The following is a 26,293-nucleotide window of genomic DNA, read 5'->3' on the forward strand; positions in this document are numbered from 1 at the left end:
CAAGCAATCGCGCAGAGGGTTGTGGCTAGCATGTTCGATATACTCGCAAAACGAACATAAACGAAAATAATTCTTGTGCAGATGAGAGTCGTTTCGTAACACTGCCCCTAATTGGACAGTCTGAGCAGGGGGAGGGCCGGATTTTGAACCAACAGCCCGATAGCCATGTGCCCGCTGCCCCGGTCGATCTTTTCGTCATCGGTGGGGGCATCAACGGCGCCGGGATCGCGCGCGACGCCGCAGGACGGGGTCTGAGCGTGACCTTGGCCGAGATGAATGATCTGGCCTCCGCGACCTCTTCGGCCTCGACCAAACTGTTCCACGGCGGGCTGCGCTACCTTGAGTATTTTGAGATCGGCCTCGTGCGCCACGCGCTGACCGAACGCGAAGTGCTGCTGAAGGCGATGCCGCATATCTCTTGGCCGATGCGTTTCGTGCTGCCATATCACCGCGACATGCGGTTCGAGGGGGACACGCCGACTTCCAAATTGCTACGGCTGTTTATGCCTTGGATGCGGGGCCGCCGCCCGGCTTGGCTGATCCGCTTGGGCCTGTTTCTCTATGACAACCTCGGCGGTCGCGAGATCCTGCCCGCCACCCGCAGCCTGTCACTGCGCGGCACGCCCGAAGGGGCACCGCTGGAGGATCGCTTTGAGAAAGCCTTTGAGTATTCCGACTGCTGGATCGAAGATTCGCGCCTTGTGGTGCTGAACGCCCGCGATGCGGAATTGCGCGGCGCACGCATCATGACCCGGACCAAAGTCGTCTCTGCCGACCGCAGCGCCGATGGCTGGGCGGTCACCGTAGAGCATGGCGCGGATGGTCAGCGCGAGGTGATCCGAGCGAAAATGCTGGTCAACGCGGGCGGCCCCTGGGTGGGTGATATCATTCACAACACCGCGCGGCTGAACTCCTCCGAGGGGGTGCGGCTGGTGCGCGGCAGCCATATCGTGACCAAGCGGCTTTACGATCATGACAAATGTTATTTCTTCCAAGGCACCGATGGGCGGATCATTTTCACGATCCCCTATGAACAGGATTTCACCCTGATCGGCACCACGGACGCGGATCACCCTGATCCTTCGCTCACCCCGGAATGCACCCCCGAAGAGCAGGATTACCTGATCAACTTCGTGAATGGCTACCTCAAGCAAGACATTACCCGCAAAGATGTCGTCTGGACCTATTCCGGCGTGCGCCCGCTTTATGACGATGGGGCCAGCAGCGCCACGGCGGCCACGCGGGACTATACGCTTAAAGTGGACGAAACCGGCGGTGCGCCGATCCTCAATGTCTTTGGCGGCAAGATCACCACATACCGCAAACTGGCCGAAGACGCGCTGGAGCTGATCGCCCCGCATTTCGGCGGGCTTTCGGAACATTGGACCGCTGGCGTGGCGCTGCCCGGCGGTGATTTCCCGGTGGATGGGGTAGCGCAGTTGATCGCGCGGCTGAATGCGGATTACGACTTTCTGGATGAAAGCTGGGCAGCACGACTGATCCGCGCCTATGGTACAGATGCATGGGCGATGCTGGGCGCGGCGAAGACGCTCGCGGATATGGGCGAGCATTTCGGCGCGACCCTCACGGCGCGTGAGGTCGCGTGGCTAATGAGCAAGGAATATGCTCTCAGCGCAGAGGACGTCGTCTGGCGCCGCAGCAAGCTGGGCCTGCGAATGGATGAGGCGCAGATCGCGCGTCTTGATGAATGGATGCAGATGCGTGCGGCGAAACAAGCCGCCTCTGCGGCGGAATGAGGGGAGGACGAACGTGAGTTTGATCCTAAAAAACGTGTCGAAAACGGTGGGCGGTCAAACGCATATCCACCCGACCGACCTGACCTTGGAAAAGGGCACGATGAACGTGCTTTTGGGGCCAACGTCTGCAGGCAAGACCTCGCTGATGCGGCTGATGGCGGGGCTTGATGTGCCCAATACTGGCCAAGTGATCTGGAACGGCGAAGATGTCACCGGCATGCGCGTTCAAGACCGCAAAGTGGCGATGGTCTATCAGCAGTTCATCAACTACCCCTCGATGACCGTCTATGACAACATCGCCTCGCCGATGAAGCTGGTCGGTAAATCCAAAGACGAGATCGACCGCGCGGTGCGCGAGACGGCTGAACTGATGCAGCTGACCCCGATGCTTGACCGCAAACCGCTGGAGCTTTCGGGCGGCCAGCAACAGCGCTGCGCTTTGGCGCGGGCATTGGTGAAAAACGCCGGGTTGGTGCTGTTGGATGAGCCGCTGGCGAACCTTGATTATAAACTGCGCGAAGAACTCCGCGCCGAGATCCCGCGAATTTTCGAACGCGCCGGGTCGATCTTTGTCTATGCCACGACAGAGCCGGAAGAGGCGCTGCTTTTGGGCGGCAACACCGCGACGCTTTGGGAGGGCCGCGTGACACAGTTTGGCCTGACGCCAAGCGTCTACCGTCGGCCTGAGAATGCCACGACGGCGCGGGTCTTCTCCGACCCGCCGATGAACTTCCTGAGCATGACCAAATCTGGCGGCACGCTCCGGTTCGATGGCGGCGAAATGCCCGCGCCTGCCACGATGGCGAGCTTGAAAGACGGTGAATATACCGCCGGTTTCCGCCCCAACCACCTGACGCTAAGCGCGCAGGCTCCCGGCGCGATCGGCTTTGACGCGAAGCTGAATGTGACCGAGATTACGGGGTCGGAGACGTTTATTCACCTCGACTATCACGGCGCGAAATGGGTCGGGCTGGTGCATGGCATCCAGCACCTGAAACCGGGTCAGCCGCTGCCGGTCTATCTCGATCCGGCGCATATTTATCTCTTTGACGCGAACGGGGCCCTTGTCTCTGCCGCGCCCTATGCGGAGGCGGCATAATGGCCAAGATCACGCTTGATAACCTTGCGCATTCCTATCTGCCGAACCCTGGCCATGAGGATGATTTCGCCCTCAAGGAATTGAACCACGACTGGATCGACGGCGAAGCCTACGCCCTTCTGGGCGCGTCGGGCTGTGGCAAATCCACCCTCCTCAACATCATCTCGGGGCTGTTGCAGCCTTCGCAGGGTCGCATTCTGTTTAACGACGTGGACGTGACCCACGCCCCCACGGCAGAGCGCAACATCGCGCAGGTGTTTCAGTTCCCGGTTGTCTACGACACGATGACCGTGCGCGATAACCTCGCCTTTCCGCTGCGCAACCGGGGCGCGGATGCCTCTTATGTCGCAGAGCGCGTGCAGCAGATTGCGCAAATGATCGGCATGGAAGACGAGTTGAACCGCAAGGCGCGGGGCCTCACGGCGGATGCCAAGCAAAAGATTTCACTGGGCCGCGGCATGGTACGCGAAGACGTGAACGCTCTGTTGTTCGACGAGCCGCTGACCGTGATCGACCCGCATATGAAATGGGAGCTGCGCACGCAGCTGAAATCGCTGCACCATGAGTTTGGCCACACGATGATCTATGTGACCCATGACCAGACCGAGGCGCTGACCTTCGCGGATAAAGTAGTGGTGATGTACGATGGCCGTGTGGTGCAGATCGGGACACCGCAAGAGTTGTTCGAACGGCCCGCGCATACTTTCGTGGGCTATTTCATCGGCTCGCCGGGGATGAACCTGTTTGACGCGCAGATCTTGGGCAATGCCGCGCAGGTCGCGGGAACAAACATCGACCTGACCAAAAGCTACGCCCCCAAGGGCGGCAAAACCCAGCTGGGCGTCCGGCCCGAGTTTATCCGGCTCAACGGCGAAGGGCTGGGCCTGCCTGCAAAGGTGACGCGCGTCGAAGATGTGGGCCGTCACAAAATCATCCGCCTTGATGTGGCTGGCCAGCCGGTCAGCGCCATCGCCGAGGAGGGTGCCAAGGTGCCAAGCGAAAACACCGCGATCAGTTTCGATCCGGCGGGCATCAATGTCTATGCCGATGATTGGCGCATCAGCGCAGAGGGAGAAGCCGCATGAACAAGACCGTCAACCAAAAGGCATGGTTCCTTGTCCTGCCGGTTCTGATCCTCGTGGCCTTCTCGGCTGTGATCCCGCTGATGACCGTGGTGAACTATTCGGTGCAAGACACCTTTGGCCGGAACGAGTTCTTCTGGGCCGGGCTTGAGTGGTTTTCCGACATGCTCGACAGCGACCGGATGTGGGACGCTCTGGGCCGTCAGTTGATCTTCTCGGGCGTCATTTTGGCGATTGAGATCCCCCTCGGCATCTTCGTTGCGCTGAACATGCCGAAAAGCGGGTTCTGGGCCAGCTTCTGTCTGGTGCTGATGTCGCTGCCGCTGCTGATCCCGTGGAACGTGGTCGGCACCATCTGGCAAATCTTTGGCCGCGTCGACATTGGCCTTCTGGGCTACACGCTCGACAAGCTGGGCATCACCTATAACTACACCCAAGACATCACCGCCGCTTGGATTACCGTTGTGGTCATGGACGTCTGGCACTGGACCTCTCTGGTGGCGCTTTTGGCCTATGCCGGTCTGCAATCCATTCCGGACGCTTACTATCAGGCGGCCAAGATCGACCAGGCCAGCCGTTGGGCCGTGTTCCGCTATATCGAACTGCCCAAGATGGCAGGGGTGCTGATGATCGCGATCCTGCTGCGCTTTATGGACAGTTTCATGATCTATACCGAGCCGTTTGTCGTCACCGGAGGCGGGCCGGGCAATGCTACGACATTCCTGTCCATCGACTTGGTGAAAATGGCCATTGGCCAGTTTGACCTCGGCCCCGCAGCGGCCTTCAGCCTGATGTATTTCCTTGTTATCCTGTTGATTTCATGGGTGTTCTACACCGTTATGGTCAACCTCGACAAAAGGGATGGTGTGTGATGACCGACACAACCGTGCAAGCCCCCGGTGCCGCGCCCATTCCGGGTGACGTGACCACTGCCAAACGCGCCCGGCGCAGCCGCTTTCGGCCCAAAGGGTCTGTGGTGGTGATGACGCTCTACCTGCTTTTCCTGCTGCTGCCGATCTATTGGCTGATCAACATGAGCCTGAAGACCAACGCAGAAATCCTGGGGAGCTTCTCGCTCTACCCGCGTGATTTGACGCTGGCGAACTACGCCAAGATCCTCACCGATCCGAGCTGGTACATGGGCTATGTCAACAGCCTGATCTACGTGGTGCTGAACACTGTGATCTCGCTCGCTGTGGCGCTGCCTGCGGCCTATGCTTTCTCGCGCTACAGCTTTATGGGCGATAAGCATCTGTTCTTCTGGCTGCTGACCAACCGCATGGCCCCTCCGGCGGTCTTCGCGCTGCCGTTCTTCCAGCTTTATTCCTCGGTCGGGCTGTTCGACACGCATATCGCCGTGGCGCTGGCGCATTGCCTGTTCAACGTGCCGCTGGCGGTCTGGATTTTGGAAGGCTTCATGCGCGGCGTGCCGAAGGAGATTGACGAGACGGCTTACCTTGATGGTTACTCTTTCCCGCGCTTCTTCATCCGTATCTTCACCCCGCTGATTGCCTCCGGCATCGGTGTCGCGGCCTTCTTCTGCTTCATGTTCTCATGGGTCGAATTGCTGCTGTCGCGGACCCTTACTTCGGTCGACGCGAAACCCATCGCCGCCACCATGACCCGTACTGTTTCGGCCTCGGGCCTCGACTGGGGCGTGCTGGCCGCCGCCGGGGTGCTCACAATCGTACCGGGCGCTTTGGTGATCTATTTCGTCCGCAACTACATCGCCAAGGGCTTTGCCCTCGGCCGCGTATAAAAGGGGAGACCGCTCATGTCTTGGATGGCTTGGACCATGCCCACCGCGATCTTCTTCGGTGTCATCGCGCTGTTACTCGTGACCTTCACGATCCTCGCGATCAAATTTCCTGAGACGCCCCGCACCGGCATTCTCAGGATTGAAACAACCCGTGGTGACCGTCTGTTCATCACGCTTCTCGGCTCAGCCTTTATCAACTTGATCTGGCTGGGTTTCGAGGCGGGTCCACAGCCCTATGCGCTGCTGGTCTGCCTTGCCTATGCCGCAGCCGTATTTCGCTGGGTCTAGGCGCTATCACGGCTGATCCCGGTTAATCGGGGCAGCCATACGACACGACCAAATGTCTAGGGAGGACATAATGAAACGATCTGTCATGAAATCGAGTACCGCTTTGGCGGTCACGCTCGGTCTGCTCGCCGGGCCAGCATTCGCGGATATGGAAGCCGCGAAGAAATTCCTCGACGAGGAAATCGAACGCTCCGCGCTGAGCCGCGAAGAGCAGGAAGCGGAGATGCAATTCTTCATCGACGCCGCTGAGCCGTTCAAGGGCATGGACATTAAAGTCGTGTCCGAGACCATCACCACCCATGAATACGAAGCCAACGTGCTGGCCCCGGCCTTCACCGCGATCACTGGCATCAACATCACCCACGATCTGATCGGCGAAGGTGACGTGGTCGAGAAACTGCAAACGCAGATGCAGTCGGGCGAGAACATCTATGACGCCTATATCAACGACTCTGACCTGATCGGCACCCATTGGCGCTACAAGCAGGCGCGCAGCCTGACCGACTGGATGGCGAACGAAGGCAAGGACGTGACCAACCCTGGTCTCGATCTCGACGATTACATCGGCCTTGATTTCACCACGTCGCCTGACGGTGAGCTCTACCAGCTGCCCGACCAGCAGTTTGCGAACCTTTATTGGTTCCGTCAGGACTGGTTCACCGATCCTGAGTTGATGGCCGAGTTCAAAGAGAAGTACGGCTATGAACTGGGCGTACCGGTCAACTGGTCTGCTTACGAAGATATCGCCGAATTCTTCACCGGCCGCACCATCGACGGCGTCGAAGTCTACGGCAACATGGACTACGGCAAGAAAGACCCGTCGCTTGGCTGGCGCTATACCGATGCGTGGATGTCCATGGCTGGCATGGGCGATGTGGGTGAACCCAACGGCCTGCCGGTCGACGAATGGGGCATCCGGGTCAACGAAAACTCGCAGCCCGTCGGTTCCTGTGTGACCCGCGGTGGTGCGACCAACGATGCGGCCGCGGTCTATGCGATCACCAAATCCATCGAATGGCTTGAGAAGTACACGCCCCCCGCAGCCGCTGGCATGACCTTTGGCGAAGCTGGCCCGGTTCCTGCCCAGGGTGCGATTGCCCAGCAGATGTTCTGGTACACCGCCTTTACCGCAGACATGGTCAACGACAGCGCCAAGGCCGTGCTGAACGAAGACGGCACGCCCAAGTGGCGCATGGCCCCCAGCCCGCATGGCGCCTACTGGAAAGATGGCCAGAAGGTTGGCTATCAGGACGTGGGCAGCTGGACGCTGATGGAAAGCACCCCCGTCGACCGCGCCAAGGCTGCATGGCTCTACGCGCAGTTCGTGACCTCGAAAACCGTCGATGTTGAAAAGGCCCATGCCGGTCTGACCTTCATCCGCGAGTCCACCATCCAGCACGAAAGCTTCACCGAGCGTGCGCCGAAACTCGGCGGTTTGGTGGAATTCTACCGCTCGCCCGCGCGCACCGCATGGTCGCCCACCGGGACGAACGTGCCGGATTACCCCAAGCTGGCCCAGCTGTGGTGGCAGAACATCGGCGACGCCATGTCCGGTGCGAAGACCCCGCAAGAAGCACTCGACAGCCTCTGCGCCGAGCAGGAAAAAGTGCTGGAACGGCTTGAGCGCGCAGGCGTCCAAGGTGATCTGGGTCCGATAATGAACGAAGAGCAGGAGGCCTCCTACTGGCTGGAGCAGGAGGGTTCGCCCGTTGCCAAGCTCGACAACGAAGACCCAGAGCCTGAGACCATCAGCTACGAAGAGTTGATCAAGTCCTGGCAGTAAGCCAAACTTTGGGGGCCGGGGCGTATTAGCGTCCCGGCCCTTTTTTCATGTCCAAACCATTATCCGGGGGCTGCGCCATGACCCATATCCTCGCCATTGATCAAGGCACTACGTCCTCGCGGGCGATCCTCTTTGACGGCAACATGTCGGTGACGGCCACCGCCCAAGAAGAATTTCCGCAGCATTTTCCCCGTTCCGGCTGGGTCGAACATGATCCGGGCGACTTGTGGTCCACCACCGCGGGCACCTGCCGCGCGGTGATCGAAAAGGCCGGTCTGCGCCCCGATGACATCACCGCCATTGGCATCACGAACCAACGCGAGACGACGCTGGTCTGGGACGCGAAAACCGGTAAGCCGGTGCACAACGCCATCGTTTGGCAAGACCGCCGCACCAGCGATTTCTGTCGCGAACTGCGCGAGCGGGGTGACGACAAGATCATCACCGAACGCACGGGCCTGTTGGCCGATCCGTATTTTTCGGGCACGAAACTGAAATGGATCCTCGATAACGTCGAAGGCGCGCGCGAACAGGCGCGGCGCGGCGAGCTGCTCTTCGGTACGGTCGACAGCTACCTGATCTGGAAGCTCACGGGCGGCGCGCGCCATGTGACCGACGCCACCAATGCCGCGCGCACCATGCTCTATGACATTCACAAAGGCCGCTGGAGCACGACGATCTGCAAAATGTTCGACATTCCGGTCGAGATGCTCCCCGAGGTACAAGACTGCGCCGCCGATTTCGGCACCACGCGCCCCGATCTCTTTGGCCGCGAGATTCCCATCCTTGGCGTGGCGGGCGACCAGCAGGCCGCGACCATTGGCCAAGCCTGTTTCCAGCCCGGCATGATGAAATCGACCTACGGCACTGGTTGTTTTGCGCTGCTGAACACAGGCGACACGGCGGTAACCTCGACCAACCGCTTGCTCACGACCATCGCCTATCAACTGGACGGCAAGCCGACCTATGCGTTGGAAGGGTCGATCTTCGTTGCCGGAGCCGTGGTGCAATGGCTGCGCGACGGGCTGAAAATGATCCGCGAAGCAAGCGAGACCCAAGGGCTGGCCGAACAGGCCGATCCGCACCAAAACGTGGTGCTGGTGCCTGCCTTTGTCGGCCTTGGCGCGCCTTACTGGAACGCCGAATGCCGTGGCGCGATCTATGGGCTGACGCGCAACTCCGGCCCCGCGGAACTGGCCCGCGCGGCGCTGGAAAGTGTGGGCTACCAGACCCGCGACCTCTTGGAGGCGATGCAGGCCGATTGGGCCGCCCAAGGCCAGCCGGGCGAGATCGCCACCCTGCGTGTCGACGGCGGGATGAGCGCCAGTGACTGGGCGATGCAGTTTCTCTCGGACGTGATCGGGGCCTCGGTGGACCGCCCCGATGTGCTGGAAACCACGGCGCTTGGTGCGGCATGGTTGGCGGGACAGCGGGCGGGGATCTATCCTGACATGGAAGGCTTCGCTCGCGAATGGGCGCTGGATCGACGGTTTGAAACACAGATGGATGCGGCGACGCGGGATGAGAAATACGGCGCATGGAAGCGCGCTGTAAACGCCACGTTGCAATTCTGATGGAGGGGATCGCAGCCTTTGGTTTCGCCACCGCCGGGCGCATCCGCTTTGGCCGTGGGACTGCTACTGAAGCCGTCGACGCCGCGCTCAGCTATGGCCGCCAAATGCTGATTTTACGCGGTGGATCCGTCGCTTGGGTCGATGAGCTCAGCCGCGACCTGACGGCGGCTGGATGTGACGTGACCGAAGTCCGCAGCAGCGGTGAGCCATCGGTCGAAGACGTGCGCGCCGCCGTGGCGGCGGGGCGCGGCGCGGATGTGGTGCTGGGCGTGGGCGGCGGCGCGGTGATCGACCTTGCCAAGGCCGCAGCGGCGCTGATCCCGTCGGATTGCGACGTGATGGAGCATCTCGAAGTCGTTGGCGCGGGCAGGCCCTTGCAGGCCGATCCGCTGCCGATGATCGCGATCCCCACCACCGCAGGCACCGGAGCCGAGGTGACAAAAAACGCCGTCATCGCCGTGCCGGACGCCGCGCGAAAAGTCAGCCTGCGCGACGACCGAATGCTGCCGCGTTTGGCCTTGGTCGATCCCGCGCTGACGGATGGCGCACCGCGCGGCGTCACGTTGGGGTCGGGCCTTGATGCCTTGGTGCAGGTGATCGAGCCCTATCTTTCGAGCAAAGCCAACCCGCTCAGCGATGCGCTCTGCCGTGCCGCGATCCCGCAGGGGATCGCCGCGCTCAAACGTCTGGCGGCGGGCGAAGACCCTGCCGCGCGGGATGCGATGGCCTATGTCAGCCTGTCGGGCGGTTTGGCGCTGGCGAATGCCGGGCTCGGGGCCGTGCATGGGCTGGCGGGTGTGATCGGCGGGCAGTTTGGCGCGCCGCATGGGCTGATCTGTGGGCGTCTGCTGGGGCCGGTGCTGGCCGCGAACGCGGATGTGCTCGGGGTCTCGGCCCGCTTCACGGAAGTGCAGAGGTGGCTCTCCGACGGGTTCGACCTGCCATTGGACGGTACGTCCAAAGCGCTCACCGCCATGCTCGATGATTGGGAGTTGGATCGGTTGGACCGTTGGATCCCCGAAGATGCGGATCTGACTGAGACCGCCCGCGAGGCGGCAGCCTCTTCCTCCATGCGCGCCAACCCTTGCGTGCTTGAGGCGGAAACACTCAAAGCCTGCATCCGCGCAGCAATGTAGTGGGCAGGGGCCACAGCCCCCGCCCGGCATTCTCACGTGGCGCGCGGCGGCGTGTTGCCCTCGCCCAAGTCCCAAAATACGCCCGCCATCACCCGCAGCGCATCGCGGCAGACGGGTTTCAGCACGTGTTCATCCGGCGCGTGCTGCGAACAGCTGCGGTAGGAATGCGGCACCCAGACTGTCGGCAGCCCCAAAATATCGCTGAAACTGTCGTTAGGCAGCGAGCCTGCGAGGTTGGGCAGGATATGCGGCGCTTTCCCGGCGCTTTTCGTGAGGGAGGCGGCCACGAACTTCACCCAAGGGTGATCCGCATCCAGCCGGGTCGCGCGGAAGAAGCCGCGGTCATGCGGCTCGATCCGGACATCCTCGAACCCGTGTTTATCAAGGTGACGCCGCAGCGCGGGCAGGATGTCTTCGGGATCGGTGCCGACGACATAGCGCAATTGGCAAGTGGCGGTGGCATGGGCCGAGATCGCGTTGACCGGCGCTTCGGGCACGCCGCTTTTCATCGCGAGAATGGCAAAGCTGTTCCAGCCATAGGCGCGCTCGACCGGGGTCAGGTCTTCTTCGCCCCAGTCGGTATCGATGGCGGGGCCATCGTCGCTTTCGATCGGCAGGTCTTTCAACGCCGCGCGGACCGAGGGGGTCAGGCTGTCGGGCCGCCACTCGGGGATCTGGATTTGCCCGCGTTTGTCGGTGATGGTCGACAGGGCCTGCGCCAAGATCATCGCCGGATCGGCCAGCAAGCCACCCCAGTTGCCCGAGTGATGCGCGCCTTCGCGTTTATCGACGATCAGATCAAAAGAGACCCCGCCGCGCGAGCCCATGAACATGGTCGGCACATCGGGTTGCAGGCGCGGCCCGTCCGAGGCGATGAGCACGTCGGCGGTCAGTTCCTCACGGTGTTCGGCAAAGAATTCGGGCAGGCCCGCGCTGCCGGTCTCTTCGCTCATCTCGATCACGATGCGGCAGTTGAAACCCAGCTTGCCGCGCGTTTTCAGCACCGCTTCGATGGCGGCGATGTTGATCAGGTGCTGACCCTTGTTGTCGGCAGTGCCGCGGCCATAAAGTTTGTCGCCTTCTTCGACCAGTTTGAAAGGATGCAGCCCCTCGCGCCACTGGTCGGTCTGGGCGCGGATCACGTCGCCGTGGCCATAGGTCAGCACGGTCGGCAGGTCATCGCCCTCGCGGCGCTCGCCCACCAGAAAGGGGCCACCGCGCGGGTCGGGATTGTCGTGAAAGCTACAGGCAAAGCCCATTGCCGTCAGCCGCGGCTCCATCGTTTCGACCAGATAGCGTTTGAGCTCGGGGGCTTGGTCGGGGTTCTGGCTCTCGGTCTCGTACGAGACGAGGTTGGCCAGTTCGGCTTGGAATGTCCCCTCATCGAAATAGGTCGAGATCGCTTCGATCGCGCTGTCGCGGGTCATGCTTCAATGTCCTTTGTCATATCTTCGGAAATAGCGTCGCCCCAAGGCGACATGATCTCGGTGCAGCCAGAATTGCGCCCCGCGTCGCGCATCACGCCTGCGGGACAGGCGAAAGCGTAAGGAAAGATCGTGCGTTTGGTCTCGGCGACCTCATTGTTCTCGCGCAGCCGGTCGAGCACATCGCGCGGCAGGCTTTCATCGGCGATGAGCTGGTTGGCGTCCGAGGCGTCGATGCGGGGGGCGTGGAAACTGTCTTCGAGCGACATGTCGAAATCGGTGACGAAGGAGGACAGTTGCGCCACCGCGCCGAGGATTTTGCGCCCGCCGGAGGCGCCGAAGGCAAAGCGTTTGTCGCCCTGTTCGCCGATCACCGGGCAGACGTTCATCAGGCAGCGCTTGTTCGGCCCGAGCGAATTCGGGCGGCCCTGAACCGGGTCGAACCACATGATGCCGTTGTTCATCAAAAAGCCGGTGGAGGGCGAGACGACCCGCGAGCCGAAGATCGACAGCAGTGTCTGCGTCTGCGCCACCATATTCCCGTGGCGGTCGACGACCGAGAAATGCGTGGTGCAGCCCGGGGCCTCGGGGCTTTCGCCGGTGTCGCCCATCGATCCGAGCCGCCGCGCATAAGCGCCCTTCAGCGCCGCAGCCATCGCGGCATAGCTGTCGGGGCCGGGAGCGCTGCCGAGGTCTTCGGTTTCCAGCGAGGCAAAGGTATCGCGGAAGGTCGGGCCAGCGGTCAGCCCCGGGACGACATGGAACCGCGCGTCGCGGTAGGCGAAGTCAAGCGGGGCGTGGAACTCGGCCCGGTAGGCTTGCAGGTCTTCGTGGCTGAGGCTGCCGCCCTTGTCCTGCACATCCTTCGCCATCGCGGCCCCGAGGTCACCATCATAGAGCGCGCGCGCCCCATGCCGCGCGATCTGGTCAAGGCTGTCGGCCATGCGCGATTGATCCAGCCGTTTTTCGGCCAGCGCGGTCCAACCGCTGATCGTCGGCCATTGCCCATCTTCGAGGAAGAGGTCCGCAGCGTCAGCATCTTTGGCCAATTCGCGGGTGCAAGAGGCGATGACGAGTGCGGCATACCAATCCACCGTCAGCCCCCTGCGGGCGTGGTCAATCGCGGGCGACAGCAGCTCGGCCCAAGGCATCTTGCCAAAGCGCGCGTGCGCTTGGCCCAGCCCGTCGACCACGCCGGGCACGGCAATCGCCGTTGCACCCTGCACGTTGCGGTCGCCTTCGACATGCTCCCAGGGGAACAGATCGCCTGCTTTGCCGCGCCCGCTGAGCGGATAATTCGCCGGGTCAAGCGCGCCGGGGCTGCGCATGCCGTGGTTCAGGGCATGGGCCTGACCTTCCTCAGCGCGCCAGAGCATCATCGCCCCGCCGCCCGCCGGGCCGCTCATCCAAGGTTCCAACACGCCGATGACGAAAGAGGTGGCCACGGCCGCATCCACTGCATCGCCCCCTGCCGCCAGCACCTCGGCCCCCGCGATTGCTGCCAACCGATGCTGCGCGGCGACGACGCCATGTTCGGTTTCGATGACGGTTTTGCGGGTTTGACTGCTGTGCGACAGGTTCGATGACATGGGATTACTCTTGCTCGTACATGGGGGTTTCCGGATCGTGCAGATGGCAGGCGACATGCCCCTGCGGGATAGGGGTGTGACGTGGGGCCTTTTGTTTACAAAGATCCGTGGCGCGTGGGCAGCGCGGGTGGAAGTGGCAGCCCGGCGGCGGCGCAATCGGGTTTGGATAGGCCATGCCAAGCTGGGTGTCTGGCACGCCCAAGCCCGGCTCGGGCGTCAGCACCGATTTCAACAGCGCTTTGGTGTAGGGATGACGCGGGGCGTCAAAGAGCCCGGCGACCGAGTTCTGCTCCACGATCTCGCCCAGATACATCACCGCCACGCGGGTCGCGAGGTGTTCGACCACCGCGAGATCGTGACTGATGAAAAGATAGGTCAGGCCGAACTCTTCGCGCAGCTCGCCTAGAAGGTTGAGGATCTGGCTCTGCACCGACACATCCAGCGCCGAGGTTGGCTCGTCGCAGATCACCACCTCGGGCTTCATAATTAACGCCCGTGCAATCGCCACACGCTGGCGCTGGCCGCCTGACATCTGGCTGGGGTAGGTGTTCATCACCCGCTGCGGCAGGCCGACAACGTCGAGAATTTCCTTAACCTTTTTCTTGCGGCTGGCCTCATCCCCGATGCCATGCACGCGCAGGGGCAGGGAGATCACGTCATAGATGCTTTTGCGTGGGTTGAGCGAGGAATAGGGGTCTTGAAAGATCGGCTGGATCCGCCGCGCCAGCGCCAGACGGCCCTGCTGCGTGATCTCTTCACCATCGATTTTGACATGACCTGCGGTCGGCTGCTCCAGCCCCAATAGGATCTTGGCGAGGGTTGATTTACCGCAACCGGATTCACCGACGAGGCCCAGCACTTCGCCTTTGCCCAGTTGCAGCGATACGTCGTTCACAGCCGTCAGGGGTTTGACCTTGCCGAACATGCCTTGTTTCACCCGGTAGGTCTTGCTGACGCCCGAAAGCTCCAGCACCGGGGGGGCGTTTACGCTGTCCTTCATACGGTCAGCTCCTTCTCGGAATGGCGTTTGCCATCGGGGAAAATGCAGCGGAAGGCGTGGCTGCCGTCCTTGCGCTTGGGGATGTCGCCACGGCATTCGGCGACGGCATGGGGGCAACGGGTGCGGAAGACGCAGCCCTCAACCTCGCCCACCAGCGAGGGCACGATGCCCGGGATGGTGCCCAGTTTCGCGCCGCGGTCGGTCTTGCCGGGCAGCGGGATGCAGCGCAGAAGCCCACGGGTGTAGGGGTGCGAGGGGGCGTTGAAGATGTCTCCGACCGGGCCAGTTTCGACCAATTCACCCGCATACATCACCGCAACCTTGTCGGCCACCCGCGCCACGACGCCGAGGTCATGGGTGATCAGGATCACGGCCATGTTCATCTCGCGCCCCAGATCGTGCAGCAGCCGCAGGATTTGCGCCTGAATGGTCACATCAAGCGCGGTTGTCGGCTCATCCGCGATGATCAGTTCCGGCTCGCACATCAGTGCCATGGCGATCATCACGCGTTGGCGCAACCCGCCTGAGAGCTGGTGCGGATACTGCGACAGACGGCTCTCGGCGGCGGTGATGCCGACTTTTTCCAGCAGTTCAATCGCCCGGTCCCGTGCCTGCTGGCGGCTGACTTTGCGGTGCAGCAGCAGCGCCTCGGCCAATTGATCGCCGATGGTGTAGGCGGGGTTCAGCGAGGTCATCGGCTCTTGGAAGATCATCGCCATCCGCGCCCCGCGCAGCTTGCGCATCTGGCCTTGGCTGGCGGTGGTCAACTCGGTCCCGTCAAAGGTCATCCGATCTGCGCGGCGTTTGATGGATTTGCCCAAGAGCCCCATCAGCGCCAGCGAGGTGAGCGATTTGCCCGAGCCGCTTTCGCCGACGATGCACAGGGTCTCGCCACGGTTAAGGTCGAAGTCGATCCCGCGCACCGCATGCAGGGTGCCGCCGCCCGTGGGAATGTCGAGCCGCAAGTTACGAACGCTCAGAAGTGGTTCTGTCATGGGTCAGCTCCGGTTTTCGGGGGCGGTGACGTCGCGCAGACCGTCACCCATCAGGTTGATCGCCAGCACCAGCACGAAGAGCACGGCGCCCGGGATCAGGACGAGCCACGGCTCGAACAGCATCATGTTCTTGCCCTCTGAGACCATCAGCCCCCAGCTTGGCGTCGGCGGTTGCACCCCGAGGCCAAGGAAGGACAGGGCCGCTTCGAGCAAGATCGCATGGGCCATTTCCAGCGTCACGACGACGATCAGGTTGTTGGCGATATTGGGCATGATCTCAGACAAGAGGATGCGCGGGGTGGAGGCGCCGATGACCTGCGCCGCGGCTACATATTCGCGCCGCCGCACCTGCATGGTCGAGGCGCGCATGACCACGGCAAAACGGTCCCAAAGCAGCAGGCCGAGAACGCCGATCACGACCTGAAGCGAGCCGCCGAGGATCGCCACGACCGCGAGGGCCACGAGCACCACCGGCATCGCTAGACGCACGTTGATCAGAAAGGTCACGACCGCATCTACCTTGCCACCGAAGTAGCCCGCAGCGACGCCCATGGCTGTGCCGATCACGCCCGAGATCAACGCCGCCACGGCCCCGATCAGCAGCGAAATTCGCGCACCATAGATCAGGCGCGACAGGTAATCCCGGCCCAGATGGTCGGTGCCCAAGGGATGCTCCCAAGTGCCACCCATGAAGACGGGGGGCTCCATCCGGGTCATCAGGCTTTGAGCATAGGGATCATGCGGAGCGATCCAAGGGGCGAGGATCGCGATGATCGTAAGGATCACGAGGACGACCGCCCCGATCAGCAGACCTTGGTGCCCGAAGATGCGCTTGCGCAGCATCTGGCCGGGGGTCGGGCCGGTGATTTCGTCCAAAAGGCTGTCATGTGTACCAGCGGTGATCATGTCAGCTGCTCCTCATGCGGGGGTCGAGCCATGCGTTCAGCACGTCTGCGAGGAAGGTGAAAACGATGTAGAACATCGAGAAAATCAGGATCAGCGCCTGCACCGTGGGCAGGTCATTCCGCGCGATGCTTTCCCAAGCGAGGTAACCCGCGCCATGCAGAGCAAAGATCGATTCAACCACGATGGAGCCGCCCAGCATGAAGCCCATCTGCACGGCGGCAAGGCTGACCACGGGAATGATCGCATTGCGCAGCGCGTGGCGGAACAGCACCCGGCGCTCATTGGCGCCCTTGGCCCGCGCGGTGCGGATATAGTCAGAGTTCAGAACATCCAGCATGCCGGCGCGCGTCAGGCGCATGATCGCGGGCATTGCGTAATAGCCCAGCACCACGGTCGGCAGGATGAAATGCCGCCACGTGTCGGTGCCCGAAGGCGGCAGCCAGCCCAGTTGGATCGCAAAGACCACGATCAGGATGAGGCCGAACCAGAAGCTCGGCATCGCTTGACCGGCAACGGAGATGAAGAGCGCCACGCGGTCGATGATCGAATTGGGGCGGATCGCGGCGACCACGCCGAGGGGGACGGCGGTCAGCAGCGCGAAGGTGATCCCGCAGACGCCGAGCGTCATGGTCACGCTCAACCGGTCGGCAATCAGCGAGGCGACGGGCAGGCGGAAATAGTAGCTCTCGCCGAAATCGCCCTGAAGGGCCGAGAACAGCCATTCGCCGTATTGCACCAGCATGGGCCGGTCGAACCCGTAGAGACGGCGCAGCGCCTCGATATCTTCGCCACTGGCGGTTTCGCCTGCAAGTGCTGCGGCGGGGTCGCCCGACAGGAACAGCAGGCTAAAGCTGATAAACGACACGGTAAAGGCCACGAGAAGGGCCAGTCCCAATCGTTTGAGAATGAATTGAAGCACGGGTGCAACTACCTTGAGGCTGCGCCGCAGGCGGATGGCCTGCCGCGTGGGTCTGGGTGGGGTGCGGAAAAATGCAGGGCAGGGGCACCGATCACGGCGCCCCTCCCGTTTGGTTTACTTCCAGCTAACCGTGGTGAAGCGCAGAACTTCGTCGGCTGTGGGCGTGTAGTCCACCTCGTTGGTGGTCACGTAGTTGGTGTTGTAGGAGAACATCGGCGCCCAATAGGCTTCCTCGGTGATGCGTTCGATCGCTTTGGAGTAGTTCTCTTTGCGGACCTCAGGGTCGGTCGAGCTGTCGGCTGTGTTGAGGTATTCCAGCGTCTCATCGTCCATCGCATAGTCAAGAGAGCCGTGCTTGAAGAACTGGCTGACCATCGCAGAGGCGTCGTTGATCGAATAGCTGCCCCATGTCTGGAACGACACGGCGGTTTCACCCTTCATGTTCTGCTCGCGCAGGGCGGAATACTGCAACATCTTGAAGTTGGTATCGATGCCCACGGCGTTGAGATAGCTGGTGATCGCCTCGGCATATTCACGGTCACGGTAGGCGTAAAAGTCGATGGTCAGACCATCTTCATAGCCCGCCTCGGCCAGCAGTTCTTTGGCCTTCTCGGGGTTGTACTCATATTCGACCGCCGCTTCTTCGTCACAGCCGAACTGGCTGGGGAAGCAGGGGGTGTAGACGACTTTGGACTTACCTTTGAGCAGCGCGTCGACCAGTTCCTGACGGTTGATCGCGTAGTTCACGGCCTTCCGCACGCGGATATCGGTGAAAGGGCTGTCTTCCGAACGGCCCGCCGCATCCAGCGTCAGATAACCCACACGCATGGTGGATTCGTTGGAGACTTGGAATTCGTCCCGCTCGGCCAGTTTCTCGGCTTGGTCCGAAGGCACCTGCCAGATCAGGTCGAGCGAGCCGCTGAACAGTTCCGCCATCTGGGTGTTCACATCCGGGATGGTGCGGATGTCGACGTTTTTGATGCTGGGCTTGCCTTTGGGGCTGTCGTGATAGCCTTCATAGGCTTCCAGTTTGAAGTGCTGGCCGGGGACGACTTCGGTCACTTTGTAGGGGCCGGTGCCGACGGGTTTCAGGCCCATGCCTTCGGGGCCAGCTTCTTCGTAGTAGTCGCTGGGGTACATCGACACGGGGCCGGAAAGGAATTCGATCGCAGCCGGGAATTTTTCTTTCAGCATGATGCGCACGGTGTAATCGTCGACCTTCTCGGCCGATTTCATCCAGTTCACGTTGCGCTGCGTTTTCACGCCATTGGCTTCATCGGCCACGTAGTTGACGGTGAACACCACATCATCGGCGGTGAAGTCGGACCCATCGTGGAATTTCACGCCTTCGCGCAGTTTGAATTCGATGGTCGTGTCGTCGATCCATTCCCATTCGGTGGCGAGGTTGCCCATGTATTCATTGCTGACCGGATCGCGGTAGATCAGCCCGTCCCAGACCGCGCGCTGCAGCACAACGCCTTCACGCGATGAATTGAAGTAGCTGTCGACGTTCTCAAGCTCTTTGGTGAAGGCGACGTTCAGCGTGTCGTCTGCCTTGTCCGCCCAAGCAGCACCCGTGGCGGCGGCAAGGACAAGCCCAGTGATGGTAGATTTCAGGACCGTGGATTTCATGGTCAACTCCCCTGTTGGTTTACGAATTCGGTTCCGTATCGTTTTTGACTTGCGAAGCGTATCATATAGTAATACTTGATATCGCTATACGATTAGTAAACGCAATGAGCTCGGCATACGTCAAGCCCCGGTTTGAACAATTGGGGTGGTTTCAGGGGTAGGTGATTGGAAAAGAAGCAAAATACGCTCTATGTGGGATCACTGGCCAAGGGGCTGCGACTGCTCCGCGCTTTTGATGAATCGCATACGGAATTGTCACTGGTAGAGCTGGCCGCGCGCAGCGGGCTGGACAAAAGTGCCGTGCAACGCCTTGCGAATACGCTGCATATCGAGGGCATGTTGGAGAAGGATCCAGTCACTCGGCGCTATCGCCCCTCCCATGCGTGGCTCGAACTGGCCTATGCCTATTACTGGTCAGATCAACTGGTCGGGCAGGCGATACCCAAGCTCATCGACCTCAGCCAAGAGATCGGTGAGACGGTGAATCTAGCCGAACTTTCCAAGGACCATATCATCTACGTCAGCCGCTTGCCCTGCCAGCGGACCTATTTCGCGGCGACGGTGATCGGGCGGCGGCTGCCTGCGCTTTCGACATCGGCGGGGCGGGCGATCATCTCTACATTCTCGCCCGAGGATCGGGAAGAGGCGATTGAGACTTGGCCGCTCAAACCCTTTACCGCGCGCACCACGATGGACCGCGCCACGATCCGCAACAGCATCAATGAGGCCGTCCAACATGGCCATGCGATTTCGAGCGATCAGATGATTCTGTCAGAGATCGGTGTGGCTTGCCCGATCACCGGCCCAGACGGGCGCGCCTTTGCGGCGGTGCAATGTTCGGTCTCGGCTCACACCTGGACGCGCGAGCGGATCAGGGCCGAAATTCTGCCGCGGTTGCAGGACACGGCGAACGCGATTTCACCATCCTCACAGGTGCATCGGCGCTAGAAAAAGGCCGGAGCATTTCTGCCCCGGCCTTTGATTTTTTATTCCCAGTTCAGCTTCTCTTCCCGCTGCCAGAACCGCAGGTTGCGGCAGGACTGAAGGAAATCATCGGCATTCTCAGCAGAGACTTCCACCGTGCCCTCGTCCTTCTCAACGCCGGCGGCATTGAGCAGCGGGTCCGCGGCTTTGGTCCAGGCGATGAACTTGTTATGCGCAAAGGCGTCCGAAACGAAATCCTGCGCGGGTTTGTTCTTGGCGATCTTGTCAGCCTTTTCATCGCCAAAGACCAAGGCCACCGCATCAAAGACCACCGACGGCCCACCGTCGATCTTCTCATCCGCCGCGCGGGTGCTGCCATCTGACAGGGTGACCCCTTGGATATGCGGCGTCACGATCGCGACCATCGCACCTTCATCGGCGAATGTTTTCTCCAAGGCTTCCACGATCGACGCATCGGCGCCCTCTGTCAGGAACAGACCCAGCTTGCGGCCCGCGAAAGTGTTCGGCGGGTTTTTCAGAATGCTGAGCGCATCTGATGGCGGCAGATCGGTGATCGGCTCCCGCGCGGGTCTGGCGGGTTCCGGCATTTCGGTCACGCCCAAGCCTTCGGCCACCTGTTTCGCCAGATCGTCATGCACGTTCATCAGATGCGAGAGCATCCGCAGGCGAATGCGCTCTTCCTGACATTTCGACAGCTCGAACGTATAGGCCGCCGCGATATGCTGCTGTTCGATCTCGGTCTGGCTGATGTAGAACTGCCGCGCTTGGCTGTAGTGGTCGGCGAATGTCTCAGAGCGCACGCGCTGCTTGGTGCCGCTGACCTCTTCCGCATAGCTTTTGAACCCGATCTCGGGGTTTTCGCGCGGGCCGCCATCGTCGCCCCAGCTATTCGGCTCATAGTTCACGCGACCCTTTGGGTTATGCATCGCCATATGGCCGTCTTGCTGAAAATGGTGGAACGGGCATTTCGGCGCGTTGATCGGAATATGGGTGAAGTTCGGCCCGCCGAGGCGTTTGATCTGCGTGTCGAGATACGAGAAGTTCCGCCCCTGCAGCAGCGGGTCGTTCGTGTGGTCGATCCCGCGCACGATGTTCTGGGTGCAAAAGGCCACCTGCTCGGTCTCGGCAAAGAAGTTGTCGACGTTGGCATCTAGCGTCAGCGTGCCGATAATGCGCACCGGCACCTGTTCTTCGGGGATCAGCTTGGTCGCGTCGAGGATGTCGAACTCAAAGTTATCGGCAAAGTCATCATCAAAGACCTGAATGCCCAGATCCCATTGCGGGTAATCGCCCGCGTCGATGGCATCCCACATGTCGCGGCGGTGGAAATCTGGGTCCGCGCCGTTGATCTTGAGCGCTTCGTTCCAGACCACCGATTGCACGCCCTGCTTGGGCTTCCAGTGGAACTTGACGTAGTGCGATTTCCCCTCGGCATTGACCAGCCGGAAGGTGTGCACGCCAAAGCCTTCCATGAAGCGGAAGGAGCGGGGGATCGCCCGGTCGGACATTTGCCAAACCGTCATGTGGATCGCTTCGGGTGAGAGGGACACGAAATCCCAGAAGTTGTCATGCGCCGATTGCGCCTGCGGAAAGCCACGGTCGGGGGCGGGTTTGACAGAGTGGATAAGGTCGGGGAATTTGATCGCGTCTTGGATAAAGAACACAGGGATGTTGTTACCGACCAAGTCCCAGTTGCCCTCTTTGGTGTAGAACTTCGTGGCAAAGCCGCGCACGTCACGGGCCAGATCGAAAGAGCCTTTGTTGCCCGCGACGGTGGAGAAACGGGTGAAGGTCGGTGTCTTTTCGCCGACGCGCTGGAAAATATCGGCGGCAGAGAGTTCGGGGATCGCTTCGGTCAGCTCAAAATGCCCATGCACCCCGTAGCCGCGCGCATGAACGACACGCTCTGGAATGCGCTCGTGATCGAAATGGAACATCTTTTCGCGGAAAACATGGTCTTCCATCAAAACCGGGCCGCGCGGGCCTGCTTTGAGCGAGTTCTGATCATCCGCGATCGGACCGCCCTGCGCAGTCGTCATCGTCTTTTCGCGGTCCGTGGTTTGCTGGCGGGGTTCACCGCCTTTGCCAAGTTCTTTGTCTGTCATGATCTTTCTCCACAGCGCCCCCGTAAATAATCGGGAGGATTTCTTGCTAATATGTGGCGGGCACAGATGGCCGCTCCAGAGGGGGCGGCAACCGCCCGACCCTATGAAAGTTCAACCGCCCCGGCGGTGCGGGGTTCCGAGGTTTCTGCGACCTGAGCAGGAAAGTTCTCGCCCCTCCAGCAATTGGCTGGCGTCTGAGCGGGCGCCGCGGTTGTTTCCTCTTCCTTTGGCAGGTTTAGAAAGGCGCGCAGCATCGTGATATGCGCAGGCAGTTCTCGGACCGGGACGCGCTGCGGTTGCGGCACCTGAGCGGGCCAGCACCCCAAAGTGCCGCGCTGCACCTGATCAATAAGGGTCGCTGCAGTCGGCAAACAGTCGTCGGCCAGATATTCCGTTCCGGCCAGACGAATGCGCAGGGTATCCGCCATTCCGCCCGCCGCCCGTCCGACAAGCCTGCAAGAGGCTTCGACCCAGATGTCATCCGCGTGATGCACCCGAAGGCCCGCCGCCCGCGCGGCGCGGATGATCGCGCGGTCCTCGCCGCAGGGGATCGGGGCGAAGCCGCCGACGGCCTCATAGGCCGCGCGGGTAAAGCCAAGGCTGGCCCCCGGTGCTTCGCCGTGGCTGTCTTGCAGATCGGCGCAGTTGGGGGCGTGGCGGGCGTAGCACTCCAGCACCAAGCGGCGATAGGCAGTTTCATGGGCCTCTAGGCTGGAATCTTGCCCCGCCAAACAGGCGGCTTCTTCGGGGTTCAGCGTGACCTTGCCACAAAGGGCATCGTAGCGTTGTAGGTGTTGAATGCTGCGGGCGACCCAATCGGCGCTGACGCGGCAATCGGCATCGGTGGTCAGGATCTGGCGCAGATGGGGCATCTGCGCCATAGCCACGGCGCAGCCCTTCCGCCGCGCAGCCCCGACTCCCATGCCGGGCGGAAAGGTGAGGTCGAGCACAGAAAGGTCGATGCCATTTCGTGCCGCCGCCAACGTGGCAATCTTGGCGGTGTCGTCGTCGGTGTTGTTCACCACAAGGATCACACGGATACGGTCATTGCATTGCGGGGCAAGGGCACTCAGGCAGGCGCCGATCCGTTCCGCCTCATTCCGGGCGGGGATGATGATTGCGGTGTCTTTCCAGCGTTCGAAACTCATGTTCGTTCCCCCGGAAACGCGCGGTCGATGCGGTAGTTCTCGGTCTCGCTCACGCAGGTGAATTCATGGGTGCTGAGCGCGCGTGCAAAGCCCTTGAGCGCCTCTTCTCCCTGAAGCGGGTTCCCGGTGTCGCCGCGCCAGGTCACACAGATGATCTCTGCCTGCGGCCAACGGGTCGCGATGTCGGTGGCCAGTTGGTTCAGCCCCGGATGATCCAGAAAATAAAGCACCTCTGACAGGATCAGCAGATCAAAGTCACCCTCGGGCAGGGGGCCGGGATAGAAGCCTTGAATGAACCGCCCCTCAGGCACCGCTTGCCGCGCGGCGATGAGGGCGCTGGCCACGGCGTCCATCCCGGTATAGCGCGCGCAAAGGTCGATCAGATGCCGCGCCAATTGCCCATTGCCGCAGCCCAACTCAAAGGCCGAGCGGTAGCCATCTTGCGCAAGCGCCGCCCGTGTCGCCGCGAATTTGGCCTGTTCATAGGCGCTATGCTCAAACCCCCAAGGATCGCTCGTCTCGGCATAGAGACCTTGAAGGTGATCCAACCCCACGCCCATCACGGCATCCTCCAGAAAATCTCATCTTGCTGCGCGAAAAGGTCGATCATCGCATCAGGCAGGACAAAGCCTTGGGGGTCGTCTTGCACGACCTCCCCAAGCTGGCTGCGATGCGCGCGGATCGCAGCGGTTTTGGCGTCACGGTAGGTGGCGGTGTCGAGGGTGAGGGGAGCGTAGCCTGCGGTGTTCGCTGCGAAGTTCGGATCGTCAAAACGGCTCCAGACCGGGTAGCTGTGGAAATGCAGATTGGGGCGCTGCGCCCGCAACGCCTCGGCCAGTTTTGCGGTTGTCTGATGATCGCAATGCTTGTCTTCGTGGGCGGGAACAAAGACGTGGCGCGCGGCTTGGCCGTCGATTGCCGCTGTCAGCGGGGGCAGGATGTCGGCAGCGGAAACCTCATGCAAACGGCTGTCGGGATGGCCGAGCCACGTCAGGTCCGCCGCGCCCCCGCCTAGGATTTCGAGCGCCTCAATCAGCTCGCTACGGCGCGTTTCGGCCAATCGCTCCGGGGGCCACTCGCAAGAGGCGGGGTGGCTGGCGCTGCCATCGGTCACGCAAACGATATGCGCCCCGGCGCCTGCAAAGGCACGGACCAAAAGGCCGCCGCAGCCGAGTGTTTCATCGTCCGGATGCGGCGCCAAGACCACGATCTTTTCGCGGCCCGACAGGGCATCGGCCAGAGGCGCGTTGCGGCTCATCCAAAGACACCCCAAGTCGCTTTTTCGCTGGAAAGTGCCTGGCCCGCGGCACGTTGCAGAAAGGCGTCCCGTGCCGCTTGGCGCAGGTAGACCGACAGGTCTCGCGCCATGCGGCCAGTCTCGGAAGAGGCCGTGAAATGCCGCAGGCCGAGGCTTTGCTCAACCGCTTTGATCGTGTCGAGGGCGACTTCCTCGGTGTAGATCCGGGCGGCGATGGAGGTGCTGACGATGGTCTCTTCATCGTGGTCGTTCACGCTGGCCTCGCCTGCGCGTTCGACCAATGCCATCCCGGCCCAGACCCGCATCAAGACCTGCATCAGCCGCGCCAATTGGGCTTCGGCTTCAAGTCGGTCCATATCGCGCAGGGTGCTGGCCGCCGCATCAATCAAGCCCGCCGCCGCGCCAGCCTGAAGCGCCGCGATCCGCCAGACCCCGCCGATGAAATGCGGCTCTTTCAGGTAATCGCCGGGGGCACCGATACGGTCGTCCTCGGCAAAGGGCAGCCCGGAGAAATCATACGTCCCCGAGGCCGTGGCCCGCATCCCCAGCATGTCCCATTTCGCTGCATCGCCCCGTTTCGGGTCGGTCACATCGATCAGCGCAAGCTGCACCTGTGCGCCGGAATTGAGCGAGATAAGCGCGTGTGTGACGGTGCCGAGGCCAGAGGCGAAGATTTTCTCACCTTGCAACACATCGCCCTCGGCCGTCGTAGGCGTGCCGCCATCGGCCCCCCAAACCCCCAACAGTCCGCCGTCTTTGATCACCTGTTTCGCGCGTTCTGCCTGTGCCGGACTGCCGTAAAGCCGGATCAGGCGCAGCGCGTTAACGTGGCCTTCCCACAAACGGCCCACGCTGAGATTGGCCGCGCCGATTTGCAACAGCGCATGGGCGGTGCGCAGGGGGGAGGCAGCACCGTCTTCCAGCATCAGACCCGCGTCGCGCAGAATGTCGATAGAGGCGCTGATCGGTGCCGTGCCCGCCTCCTCGTCCCGGGCCGCTTTGCGCAATGCGCTTCGAGCCGCTTGAGAAAGGACATTCGTTTGAGGACTGGGCGGAAAAGGATCGAAACGCGGCGCACTGTTCATGACAGTTTCCGACTGCCGCTCACGGGTATCATCACCAGATTAAGCATCACGATAAAGCCCCCATTCATGAAACGGGCAGCCTGCGCGGTCGGCAGCACTGCCTTTGACAGTGCAACCGATCAACTTACGCCTTGGTTCCCCCTTACGTTGCAGCCGCGAGGGGGAAGCCGATTTCAGCCCTCAGGAATCTCGCCCATCACCTTGGGCACGTGGTATCCCTTTTGCACCGCGTCGCGCGCGCGCAGCCGCTGGTACCACGCCCGGACATTGGGGTAATCGGCAAGGTCGATCTGCTGCCATTCATAGCGCGAGACCCAAGGCCAGCAGGCCATATCGGCGATGGAGTATTCGCCGCAAATATGATCACGCCCCTCAAGCTGTTTGTCGAGCACGCCGTAGAGACGTTTGACCTCGGCGCCGAAGCGTTCTTCGGCATAGGCGGCCTTGCCGGGATTGAAATGCAGGAAATGATGCGCCTGCCCGGCCATCGGGCCAAAGCCGCCCATTTGCCACATCAACCATTGCATCACCTCGGCCCGCGCGGCCTGACCTTCGGGCAGAAAGCGGCCATATCTCTCGGCGAGGTAGACCATGATCGCGCCGGATTCCATCAAACTCACCCCGGTGTCATGGTCCACGATGGCGGGGATTTTGTTGTTGGGGCTGATTTTGAGGAAGTCGGGACTGTGTTGCTCATCCTTGCCGATGTTGATGGAATGGACGTTATAGTCGATCCCCAATTCTTCCAGTAGGATCGAGACCTTGCGGCCGTTCGGGGTGGTCCATGTGTAAAGGTCAATCATCGCTTT

At 61.6% G+C, this 26,293-nt stretch carries 23 protein-coding genes; 10 read left to right on the forward strand and 13 right to left on the reverse strand.

Features of this window, described 5'->3' with window-relative positions:
- The first annotated feature begins 143 nt into the window (after nt 1–143).
- The 9 genes from glpD to O4H31_RS04475 all read left to right on the forward strand — a co-directional run bounded on the left by glpD (nt 144) and on the right by O4H31_RS04475 (nt 10,478).
- Nucleotides 144–1,757: a glycerol-3-phosphate dehydrogenase gene (gene glpD, locus O4H31_RS04435; protein WP_269343219.1), complete on the forward strand. Its 1,614-nt coding sequence runs from the start codon at nt 144–146 to the stop codon at nt 1,755–1,757.
- A gap of 13 nt (nt 1,758–1,770) precedes the next feature.
- The gene (locus tag O4H31_RS04440) at nt 1,771–2,856 is read left to right on the forward strand and encodes an ABC transporter ATP-binding protein (protein WP_269343222.1); all 1,086 of its coding nucleotides are present in this window, start codon (nt 1,771–1,773) and stop codon (nt 2,854–2,856) included.
- Nucleotides 2,856–3,941: an ABC transporter ATP-binding protein gene (locus tag O4H31_RS04445; protein ID WP_269343224.1), complete on the forward strand. Its 1,086-nt coding sequence runs from the start codon at nt 2,856–2,858 to the stop codon at nt 3,939–3,941. The genes O4H31_RS04440 and O4H31_RS04445 overlap by 1 nt, the downstream gene beginning before the upstream one ends.
- The gene (locus O4H31_RS04450; RefSeq protein WP_093742444.1) at nt 3,938–4,810 is read left to right on the forward strand and encodes a carbohydrate ABC transporter permease; all 873 of its coding nucleotides are present in this window, start codon (nt 3,938–3,940) and stop codon (nt 4,808–4,810) included. Before O4H31_RS04445 ends, O4H31_RS04450 begins: the two co-directional genes overlap by 4 nt.
- Nucleotides 4,810–5,697 carry a carbohydrate ABC transporter permease gene (locus O4H31_RS04455; protein WP_132445312.1) on the forward strand — a complete coding sequence of 296 codons (888 nt, stop codon included), beginning with the start codon at nt 4,810–4,812 and terminating at the stop codon, nt 5,695–5,697. Before O4H31_RS04450 ends, O4H31_RS04455 begins: the two co-directional genes overlap by 1 nt.
- 15 nt (nt 5,698–5,712) lie before the next feature.
- Entirely contained in the window at nt 5,713–5,985 is a 273-nt protein-coding gene (locus tag O4H31_RS04460; protein WP_007121386.1) for a DUF2160 domain-containing protein, read from the forward strand.
- An 85-nt stretch (nt 5,986–6,070) separates the two neighbouring features.
- Nucleotides 6,071–7,768, forward strand: a complete 1,698-nt coding sequence (locus tag O4H31_RS04465; RefSeq protein ID WP_269344137.1) for an ABC transporter substrate-binding protein — start codon at nt 6,071–6,073, stop codon at nt 7,766–7,768.
- 77 nt (nt 7,769–7,845) lie between these two features.
- A complete protein-coding gene (gene glpK, locus O4H31_RS04470) occupies nt 7,846–9,342 on the forward strand; it encodes a glycerol kinase GlpK (RefSeq protein WP_269343236.1) in 1,497 nt (498 codons plus the stop codon).
- Entirely contained in the window at nt 9,306–10,478 is a 1,173-nt protein-coding gene (locus tag O4H31_RS04475; protein WP_269343238.1) for an iron-containing alcohol dehydrogenase, read from the forward strand. Before glpK ends, O4H31_RS04475 begins: the two co-directional genes overlap by 37 nt.
- A 32-nt stretch (nt 10,479–10,510) precedes the next feature.
- Here O4H31_RS04475 and O4H31_RS04480 read toward each other — a convergent pair whose 3' ends face one another.
- The 7 genes from O4H31_RS04480 to O4H31_RS04510 all read right to left on the reverse strand — a co-directional run bounded on the left by O4H31_RS04480 (nt 10,511) and on the right by O4H31_RS04510 (nt 18,943).
- Nucleotides 10,511–11,905: a M20 family metallopeptidase gene (locus O4H31_RS04480; RefSeq protein WP_269343241.1), complete on the reverse strand. Its 1,395-nt coding sequence runs from the start codon at nt 11,903–11,905 to the stop codon at nt 10,511–10,513.
- On the reverse strand, nt 11,902–13,491 hold the full coding sequence (locus O4H31_RS04485) for a gamma-glutamyltransferase (RefSeq protein WP_269343243.1): 1,590 nt from the start codon (nt 13,489–13,491) through the stop codon (nt 11,902–11,904). Before O4H31_RS04485 ends, O4H31_RS04480 begins: the two co-directional genes overlap by 4 nt.
- A gap of 4 nt (nt 13,492–13,495) precedes the next feature.
- On the reverse strand, nt 13,496–14,491 hold the full coding sequence (locus O4H31_RS04490) for an ABC transporter ATP-binding protein (protein ID WP_269343245.1): 996 nt from the start codon (nt 14,489–14,491) through the stop codon (nt 13,496–13,498).
- Nucleotides 14,488–15,486 (reverse strand): ABC transporter ATP-binding protein, encoded by a 999-nt coding sequence (locus tag O4H31_RS04495; protein WP_269343247.1) that lies wholly within the window; start codon nt 15,484–15,486, stop codon nt 14,488–14,490. The genes O4H31_RS04490 and O4H31_RS04495 overlap by 4 nt, the downstream gene beginning before the upstream one ends.
- 3 nt (nt 15,487–15,489) lie before the next feature.
- Complete coding sequence (locus O4H31_RS04500) at nt 15,490–16,392, reverse strand: ABC transporter permease (protein ID WP_269343249.1); 903 nt, start codon at nt 16,390–16,392, stop codon at nt 15,490–15,492.
- 1 nt (nt 16,393) lies between these two features.
- Complete coding sequence (locus tag O4H31_RS04505; protein ID WP_136720362.1) at nt 16,394–17,311, reverse strand: ABC transporter permease; 918 nt, start codon at nt 17,309–17,311, stop codon at nt 16,394–16,396.
- Between the two features lie 114 nt (nt 17,312–17,425).
- Nucleotides 17,426–18,943 carry an ABC transporter substrate-binding protein gene (locus tag O4H31_RS04510; protein WP_269343254.1) on the reverse strand — a complete coding sequence of 506 codons (1,518 nt, stop codon included), beginning with the start codon at nt 18,941–18,943 and terminating at the stop codon, nt 17,426–17,428.
- Nucleotides 18,944–19,108: 165 nt separating this feature from the next.
- On the opposite strand from O4H31_RS04510, the gene O4H31_RS04515 reads away from it, so the two are divergent.
- Nucleotides 19,109–19,891, forward strand: coding sequence for an IclR family transcriptional regulator (locus O4H31_RS04515; protein WP_269343256.1), 783 nt, complete (start codon nt 19,109–19,111; stop codon nt 19,889–19,891).
- 38 nt (nt 19,892–19,929) lie between these two features.
- Here the strand turns inward: O4H31_RS04515 and O4H31_RS04520 are convergent, their stop codons facing one another.
- From O4H31_RS04520 to O4H31_RS04545, 6 genes are all read right to left on the reverse strand, one after another.
- Nucleotides 19,930–21,993 carry a catalase gene (locus tag O4H31_RS04520; RefSeq protein ID WP_269343258.1) on the reverse strand — a complete coding sequence of 688 codons (2,064 nt, stop codon included), beginning with the start codon at nt 21,991–21,993 and terminating at the stop codon, nt 19,930–19,932.
- A 101-nt stretch (nt 21,994–22,094) separates the two neighbouring features.
- A complete protein-coding gene (locus O4H31_RS04525; protein ID WP_269343260.1) occupies nt 22,095–23,141 on the reverse strand; it encodes a glycosyltransferase in 1,047 nt (348 codons plus the stop codon).
- Entirely contained in the window at nt 23,138–23,701 is a 564-nt protein-coding gene (locus O4H31_RS04530) for a class I SAM-dependent methyltransferase (protein ID WP_269343262.1), read from the reverse strand. The genes O4H31_RS04525 and O4H31_RS04530 overlap by 4 nt, the downstream gene beginning before the upstream one ends.
- Nucleotides 23,701–24,399 carry a PIG-L deacetylase family protein gene (locus O4H31_RS04535; protein WP_269343264.1) on the reverse strand — a complete coding sequence of 233 codons (699 nt, stop codon included), beginning with the start codon at nt 24,397–24,399 and terminating at the stop codon, nt 23,701–23,703. Before O4H31_RS04535 ends, O4H31_RS04530 begins: the two co-directional genes overlap by 1 nt.
- Nucleotides 24,396–25,406: an acyl-CoA dehydrogenase gene (locus O4H31_RS04540; protein ID WP_269343266.1), complete on the reverse strand. Its 1,011-nt coding sequence runs from the start codon at nt 25,404–25,406 to the stop codon at nt 24,396–24,398. The genes O4H31_RS04535 and O4H31_RS04540 overlap by 4 nt, the downstream gene beginning before the upstream one ends.
- A gap of 251 nt (nt 25,407–25,657) precedes the next feature.
- Nucleotides 25,658–26,287 (reverse strand): glutathione S-transferase family protein, encoded by a 630-nt coding sequence (locus tag O4H31_RS04545; RefSeq protein WP_269343268.1) that lies wholly within the window; start codon nt 26,285–26,287, stop codon nt 25,658–25,660.
- Between the last annotated feature and the right edge of the window lie 6 nt (nt 26,288–26,293).

The sequence above is a fragment of the Sulfitobacter dubius genome (genome assembly GCF_027214245.1).
Lineage (GTDB): Bacteria > Pseudomonadota > Alphaproteobacteria > Rhodobacterales > Rhodobacteraceae > Sulfitobacter > Sulfitobacter dubius_A.